This window comes from Pseudomonas sp. EA_65y_Pfl2_P74, assembly GCF_963970575.1.
GTDB lineage: Bacteria > Pseudomonadota > Gammaproteobacteria > Pseudomonadales > Pseudomonadaceae > Aquipseudomonas > Aquipseudomonas baetica_A.
In genome coordinates this window covers 1-7,932 of the sequence record NZ_CAXAOQ010000055.1, presented here as the reverse complement: position 1 = coordinate 7,932, position 7,932 = coordinate 1, and the positions used below count along the sequence as shown (strand labels likewise).

Below are 7,932 nucleotides of genomic sequence, written 5' to 3'. Positions count from 1 at the left end.
CGGCAGCCAGACCGCCCACGTCACCGGCCCCAAAGGCGAAGAAATCCACTGCGACCAATACGGCCGCATCAAAGTGCAATTCCACTGGGACCGCGAAGGCCAGGCCGACGACAAAACCAGCTGCTGGTTGCGCGTTTCCAGCTCTTGGGCCGGCGACCGCTACGGCGCCATCTCCATCCCGCGCATCGGCATGGAAGTGCTGGTCACCTTCCTCGAAGGCGACCCCGACCAACCGCTGGTGACTGGCTGCCTGTACCACAAGGAAAACCCGGTGCCGTATGCACTGCCGGCGAACAAGACTCGCAGCGTGTTCAAAACGCTTAGCTCACCGGGTGGTGGTGGGTACAACGAACTGCGTATTGAAGACAAAAAAGGTGCGGAGCAGATCTACATTCATGCGCAGCGGGATTGGGATGAAAACGTAGAGCATGACCAGAAGATTCGGGTCGGGAATGAACGTCACGATACGGTCGAAAAGAACAGTTACACCGAACTCAAGGCCGAAGAGCACCGCACCACGATTGCCGACCGAAAAATTGAAGTGAAGGCCGACGATCACCTGTCCGTGACCCAAAACCAGCACATCAAACTCGGAACCGCTCAATTGACCCATGCCGGGAAAGAAATCCACCTGAAGTCTGGCGACAAAATGGTGATCGAGGCGGGAACGGAATTGACCGTGTTGGGTGGCGGTAGCTTTATCAAGCTTGATGCTGGCGGCGTGACGGTGGTTGGGCCGGTGGTGAAAATCAATGCCGGGGGGGCTGCGGGAACCGGGTCAGGGATTGCGATTTTGCTGCCGAAACTGCCGATACCACCGCCGTCAGCCAAACCCGGTAATTTGCTCGACACCGCCCAACCCGGCGTCATCGCACCACCGGCCAAGCCAAGGGAGTATTTCTTCGATATCAAGTTGACTGACGTCCCGGGGGACGAAGGTTTCCCGTTGGCACACACCGCTTGGTCGATTGTTCAGGACGGCGAGCAGGCCCCCTTGCTAGAAGGTCAAACCGACGACGACGGACGGGTCAACATCGATGAAACCCAGCGTTTGAAGTTGTCCCAAGCCTATGCGACCAAGGGCCCTCTGTGGCTCTGCTATCCGGGGCAACGCGTGCCAGTGGCGCTGCATGACGAACCCTCGGAAGCCGACAAGGAGCGCTTCGCCCTCGCCGCCCTCGACTTTCACGACAGCGCCAAACATGGCCGGATCAGTACGGCGAACAGTGAACGCAGCAAACAGGATCTGCTCGCCGACGGCAATCCGTACAACCAGTTGCAAACCAGGGACGAATGACCATGACGGACTCAGCAACGCCTTACAACGGCATTCGCCACAAAGAAATCAGCCAGATCAATACAGCTCAGGGCAAGGCCCTGCCAGCGGTGAACGCGCCGGACTTCTTCATCCAGGACGAGTCGGCCTTCGCACCCAAGCGCAGCGGCAATGACGTGCGTTTCTTCACCACCGGCGAGGACTACTACAAGGATCTGGCCACTGAAATCGGCAATGCCCAAACCTCGATTTTCATCACGGGCTGGCAAATCAACTACGACGTCACGCTGGACGGCAAACAAAGCCTTTGGGAATGCCTGCACGCCGCACTGGTGAAAACGCCGACCCTCAAAGTCTTCGTCATGCCGTGGCTGAGTCCCGCAGCTAGCGTCGGCACCCACGACTTCGAAACCATGCTCGCGGTATTCCAGCTCAACGCAGGGCTCGGCGGCGCACGCGCATTTTGTACACCGGCCATCCAGCAAAGCGACATGAAAGGCCTGGGTTCAACGTTTTCTCACCACCAGAAATGCGTGGTGATCGACAACAAGATCGGCTACGTCGGCGGCATCGATCTGGCTTACGGGCGTCGTGATGACAACAACTTCAGCCTTGATGCCCGCGATCGCAAGGGCAACGACGCGTACAACCCGGGAATTCCGCATCTGGGCTGGATGGATAAACATACGCATGTCAGTCGTACCGGCCTACTGATGGGAACGCTGTTCGACCTATCCAAACCTTCTGTCGACCTTTCTGTCGGCCCCGTCAAAGTTCCTGCGCCTAACCGCGCAGAGGTGATTAATGGTGCGGTTCGTCTGCAAAACTTCTTCTCTAGTCCCGCATTGCCGATAGTCGAGCAAGGAGCAAAGGTCTTCAATAGCGCCAAAGCTGTCGCGGGTAACTTTGACCCCTTGGCCGGCGCAAGAAAATACCTGACCGATACGCTCATTCGACAAATCAGCGCACTGGTCCAACACAACTGGAAAAGACTGCCAATCGCAGAGCCTCTGCAAAGCCAGATGAAAGTTTGGATCGAACAAGTCGAAAACACCAAAGGCAGCCTGAAAATGGCCTTGCGTATGAAGAGCTATGAACTAATTAACAATTGGATGAGCTCAACCGATCTTGGGCGTATGGTCGGCATGTTCTGCGACAAGGGCTACGACGCCATACCGACTGACAAAATGGCTTGGCTAAACAATATCAACCAGGTCGCAAGCTCGCTTATGGGCCACCTATATGCTCTGTTTCAAAACCGATTAGAGAGTCATGTCGAACCCTATCATTACCTAAAACACACACCACAGCCGCTCGCTTCTGGTGATTACAGTCGTCTAGGTGACGACCAGCCCCGCATGCCGTGGCAGGATGTCCACAGTCGCATCGAAGGGCCTTCGGTCTACGATTTGTCACGCAACTTCATTGATCGCTGGAACGGCCAGCAAGCCTACATAGCCGACATCAAAAACCTGGAAAAAACGGATGTCGTCGCGGCGCTAATGGAATGGTTGAACACTTTGACCAAGCAGGCAGGCTTGCCCCATCACCTCGATAGCAACAATCGTCTGCAACTGAACCTGCCGATGCCCAAACCAGTGTGGATCAATCAGCCGGCTTCCCTGCCGACGACGCCACAAGCAGTGACAGGTAAGGTCAGTGTGCAGGTTTTGCGCAGTGCTTCTGCAACGATGACTGCACAGGAAGCCAAAGGCCGTAGCCGAGCCAAGGTGAATTTACCATTACCCCCAGGCATCAATGCCGGTGGTGTGCAAGCCAACTGCCACAGCGCAATGCTGCAGACGATTTCCAGTGCGCAGCATTTCATCTACATCGAAAACCAGTTTTTCCAGACCGATTTCGGTGATGAAGGCGAACTACCGGCCAGTAAAGCAATGTCTGGTCCGATGGCCAGTCTGCGGGACCCATCCACCTTGAATCATGACTTCGTGGCCCGCATCAAACTAAATGAAGCATTGACTGATCAGGACTTTACCTTGATCGACTGGAAAGAAGTCGACGCCATAAGTCAGCAACCCGGTGCCGAAGCGCGTAAGTTTATCGACAGCTTCCTAAAAATCTGGCAAACCAACGCTCAAGGCTGGCTAACCCGAAAACTCGGCAAAGAACAGAAACTAACCAATAGCATTGGTAAGGCACTTGCTGACCGAATTGGACGAGCAATCAGGGAAAACCGCCAGTTCCATGTTTACATGATCCTGCCGGTACACCCCGAAGGCGCGCTCAACGTGCTCAACTTGATGCATCAGATTCATTTGACTATGCAAAGCCTAGTGTTCGGCGAACAGAGTCTGGTTAAGCTCATTCAGCGACATATGGCGCTGAAGTCGATGATGGATCGCGGCGCTAGCCGGGAAGAAGCAGCCAAAATCATTGAGCGCAAGGACAGCTTCGGACAGCCCGTATATGCCCAGCAAGACTGGACAAAGCACCTGACCCTCCTAAACCTCCGCACTTGGCACAATTTCAAGAGCGGCAGAGTGGTAACCGAGCAGATTTATGTTCACAGCAAACTGTTGATTGCAGACGATCGCGTAGCGATTCTAGGCAGCGCCAATATCAACGATCGTAGTCTTTACGGCATGCGCGACTCGGAACTGGCGGTGATCGTGCGTGACAGCGAGCCGACACCGATCATGCTCGACGGCAAAGCTACGCATCAGGTGGGTAAAAGCATCAATAAATTACGCAGAGACTTGTGGAAGAAGCACTTCGGCATAGGCCTCACGACAGGCTCTGTCAAACCGGCAAGCGATTTGGGTAAGTACCTTGACCAACCCGCTGCCGAGAAAACCTGGAGAGAAATACAGTCGCAGGCCAAGCTGAATACGGCCGCCTATGAAAGCTCCTTTGGGTTCATTCCTCGAAACAAGTCAGGAAAGCAAGCGGCTTCCATCTGGCCTACCTGGAGCTACAGAGATCCGGACAACGCAAGGCTCGGTGGCCAGTTAGTAGCACCTATGCCGTATGAAAACGGCTTTTGGGAAAGTAAAACACTGACCAAAGAACCCGCCTATATCGCGCCTGTGGGCATCAAGGGCTTCATCACCGAGCTACCGATAAAATGGACACTCCATGAAAATAACAACTCAGACTTGAACATCACCATCCTAGCCAACGTCCCGGACAAAAATGATGATCGCGCACTGGCCTGTGTGGACGCGCCAACGCAAGAGGAAATCAAACACTCATGAAATCGTATACCTGTCTCTTGATTGTCAGTTTGGTTGGCTTGTGTGAAATAAGCAGCGCTGAAGAGCCGAAAAAAGAATGCATCGGGCGGACTACATTTAATGCGCTCGAAAGCATGGAGTGGGCCACCTACCCCACCGCTAAGCATCTGATCAGCGAGGGTGGCGGGCATACGTTCAGCAACAACATAAGTGCCGAGCATGAGTACCTTAGCTACAACAATGACCAAATTACGGTCAGAGTGAGTGGCATCACAACCATTGAAGATTTCCAGACACAACGTAATGCCATTGTTCATAAGGGTGAGATGGCTAAAAGAGAGGTAATGGAGGAAATCGAAACGAACAAGAAGCTGCTGCAGAGCATCAGCACGATGGGATATAGCCAAGAAGTCTTAGATCGACAGAAAAAAATAATCGCTGATCTGGAAAAATCCGTTGCCCAAACTGCCATCGAAGAACATGACCTAGGCATTAACGACTCGCATGTCCTCGGCAGTCAGACAACGCCAACCGAGGTTCTTCTTTGGCGCAACAACCGAATCTATTACTTCAATTTCAAAACACTGGATCAAGAACGGAAGAACGCCATCAAGGATCTGATCGCGAGTTTCGAACCTCGCAACCTCTACCAAGTGCCTACTGGCCCGGGCGTGTGCATGCCCTACGGTTTCATCCATGACGACGGTAAAACCGGATTCAGCGTGAAGAACAGCCTGCGTTTCACCAGCACGCCCAATGTGATTTTGAGCCTGATCAACGCCTCGCAAGGCGACCCTACAAAACCCACTACCGGCACCTACGACACCGACTACCGCCCCGGCTACGACGCGGAGAACTGGAAAAAGTCGAAGATCATGGAAAAGTTCTACATCGGCAAACACATGACCACCCTCGAAGGCTGGCGCTTGGACCCTCGGCCGGAATCCGCCGAGCAGGATCGCGCCTGGTTTGCCATAGCCCATGTCGGCGGTCTGGTCAGTCCGTTGATTGCGGCGCAGATGTTCACCTTTCAAAAAGGCACTGACGGTTTGAAGGACCTGACGCCTGCGCCCGAGGCCGTCATCCCGAAGTTTCTGAAACTGACGCAGAGCATCAGCTCGCAATAGCTGAAATCTCGCTTCGAAATGAGCACAGTTCATGACACGAGTCATCATCACACTCGCCTACTTGTTGCTAGGCGCGCAGTCAGCACTGGCAGACCCCGGTTACCAAGAATGTCTCGGCCGCACAACGTTTCAGGCGCCGGAGTCATTTGAATGGGCGACCTACAGAATTGAAGACAGTCGAATAGACAGTGGTGGTGGACATACGTTTTCAAAAAAAATCCACGCCGTGAGTGACTATGTCAGTTACGACTATGACCAACTCACTATACGAGTGAGTGATGTTACGACACGCGAAAAATTCGACAGAGCCCGCAACGCTATTCTTCACGATACCGAACTCTACAAAAAACACCTCGAGCAAGAGCTAAAAACAGAAAAGAGTCTGCTGGAAACGATCAAGCGCAGCTACTCAGCGGACATCGTAAAAGCCCGTGAAGCCGAGATTGCGGCTCTGGAAATCCGAATAGAAAGAACCAAAGGCTATGAACACGACTTGGGCATCCCTGACGCTCATATTCTGGGTAGCGAAGACACACCCTACGAGTTTCTCCTCTGGCGCAACAACCGGGTGTTTTACTTCCATATGAACAAACCGACCGAGAATGCAGCGCAAAGGATCAAAGATCTCGTCGCCCGATTTGAAGCCCGCGACCTCTACCAAGTACCCAACGGCCCGGGCGTATGCATGCCATACGGTTTCATTCACGACGACGGCAACACCGGTTTCAGCGTGAAGAACAGCCTGCGTTTCACCAGCACGCCCAACGTGATCATGAGCCTGATCAATGCCTCGCAAAGCGACCCGACCAAAGCTACCCGAGGCACCTACGACACCGACTACCGCCCCGGCTACGACGCGGAGAACTGGAAAAAGTCGAAGATCATGGAAAAGTTCTACATCGGCAAACGCATGACCACCCTCGAAGGCTGGCGCTTGGACCCTCGGCCGGAATCCACCGAGCAGGATCGCGCCTGGTTTGCCATAGCCCATGTCGGCGGTTTGGTCAGTCCGTTGATTGCGGCGCAGATGTTCACCTTTCAAAAAGGCACTGACGGTTTGAAGGACCTGACGCCTGCGCCCGAGGCCGTCATCCCGAAGTTTCTGAAACTGACGCAGAGCATCAGTTCGCAATAGCCGCATCACCCGCCATACAAATGTGGGTAACCGGCTAATCAGTTAACCGTGCCGTTCCGAACAAACGCACGCGGTTCAGTTCTCCCTTGTGTGCTTGCAGCAAAATGGGGGCAGTTCCGCCAGGCATCTCCACGTAAACTTCTGCGGCCGTGACCCAGCCTGCACGCCACGCCGCGCAAGCCACCGCACTGGCACTGGTGCCCGATGACGCCGTCGGCCCTTCGCCGCGTTCGAATACCCGCGCGATGATCCGCTGCGCTGATCCGCGCGCGGCCCATTGCAGGTTCACACCCGCCGGACAAGGATTGCCAACGCCGGTCGGCATTGCGTAGGCAATCCGGGTCAGGCCTTCGGTCAGCGGTGAAACGCGCATCTGATCGTTGCTCGGCAAAGCGGCCGCATCGCTGAGCAGCGTCACGCAATGCGGATTGCCGATACGCACGAACTGGCTGTGGCGCCACGCGGGATCGAGTTGCGCCAAGGCAGGAACATGGCTCACGTCCCGCCCATTGAGCTCACGGCTTTCGACATTCTGCGCACCGACTGCCGATGGGCCGAATCCGGGTTGGCCGAGGTCAAGCCAAAAGCCTTTTACGCCTTCGACTTCGGCCGGTTTCACCGAGGTTTCCACCGGTTGGCCCTTGTCGTGATGGACGCGCAGCAGCGCCCCATGTGCCGGCAGCACACCTTGCTCAGTCAGCGCTTGGGAGAAAATCGTCAGGCCGTTGCCGCTGCGTTCGGCGAGTGTGCCGTCGGTGTTGACGATCAAGACATCAAACGGCGGCGCGGCCTGAAACGGGCCAACCAGCAACCCGTCGCTGCGGTGGGATTTGCTCCCCTCAGGTGCCTGCCCCTCGGGCCAGTCGCAACAAAGCGCTACAGCCAGATGACTCCACGCCTGCCGTGATGACGCACAGTCGGCGGCGCTGGCGGGTAACTCAATACCGGCCTCACGCAGCGCTTGGGGCGAAATCACCCCATAGAGGTTGCCTCGGGCATCGTAGAACTGCGTCATCACTGGCTCCTGAATCCGCGTTTGCAAAGCACATCACTTTACCGGCTGGCACGATCCATGTGGGAGATTCTATGGTTCATGCCTAGCCCCTAAACCGCTTTAGGTGAGTATTCGCTCTGGTTTTTCAACAGAGCAAATACCACCCGGGCAAGCTTGCGGGCTAGTGCGACCAGTGCTTGGGTAGT

General features: G+C 55.1%; 5 protein-coding genes. 4 read left to right on the top strand and 1 reads right to left on the bottom strand.

From position 1 onward, the window contains the following. The 4 genes from tssI to AACY18_RS27490 all read left to right on the top strand — a co-directional run. A partial coding sequence (tssI, locus tag AACY18_RS27505) for a type VI secretion system tip protein TssI/VgrG (protein ID WP_339466787.1) occupies window positions 1–1,297 on the top strand: 1,297 nt, incomplete at its 5' end. A 2-nt stretch (window positions 1,298–1,299) separates the two neighbouring features. Beyond that, entirely contained in the window at window positions 1,300–4,491 is a 3,192-nt protein-coding gene (locus tag AACY18_RS27500) for a phospholipase D-like domain-containing protein (RefSeq protein WP_339466785.1), read from the top strand. Beyond that, entirely contained in the window at window positions 4,488–5,597 is a 1,110-nt protein-coding gene (locus AACY18_RS27495; protein WP_339466783.1) for a hypothetical protein, read from the top strand. Before AACY18_RS27500 ends, AACY18_RS27495 begins: the two co-directional genes overlap by 4 nt. A gap of 31 nt (window positions 5,598–5,628) precedes the next feature. Next, on the top strand, window positions 5,629–6,732 hold the full coding sequence (locus tag AACY18_RS27490) for a hypothetical protein (RefSeq protein WP_339466782.1): 1,104 nt from the start codon (window positions 5,629–5,631) through the stop codon (window positions 6,730–6,732). A gap of 34 nt (window positions 6,733–6,766) precedes the next feature. Here AACY18_RS27490 and AACY18_RS27485 read toward each other — a convergent pair whose 3' ends face one another. Further along, entirely contained in the window at window positions 6,767–7,747 is a 981-nt protein-coding gene (locus AACY18_RS27485) for a diaminopimelate epimerase (protein ID WP_339466781.1), read from the bottom strand. Window positions 7,748–7,932: the final 185 nt, after the last annotated feature.

Excerpts from the sequence above, each read along its gene's own strand:
- AACY18_RS27500 (WP_339466785.1), top strand. The coding sequence starts at position 1,300 with ATGACGGACTCAGCAACGCCTTACAACGGCATTCGCCACAAAGAAATC.
- AACY18_RS27495 (WP_339466783.1), top strand. The coding sequence starts at position 4,488 with ATGAAATCGTATACCTGTCTCTTGATTGTCAGTTTGGTTGGCTTGTGT.
- AACY18_RS27490 (WP_339466782.1), top strand. The coding sequence starts at position 5,629 with ATGACACGAGTCATCATCACACTCGCCTACTTGTTGCTAGGCGCGCAG.
- AACY18_RS27485 (WP_339466781.1), bottom strand. The coding sequence starts at position 7,747 with ATGACGCAGTTCTACGATGCCCGAGGCAACCTCTATGGGGTGATTTCG.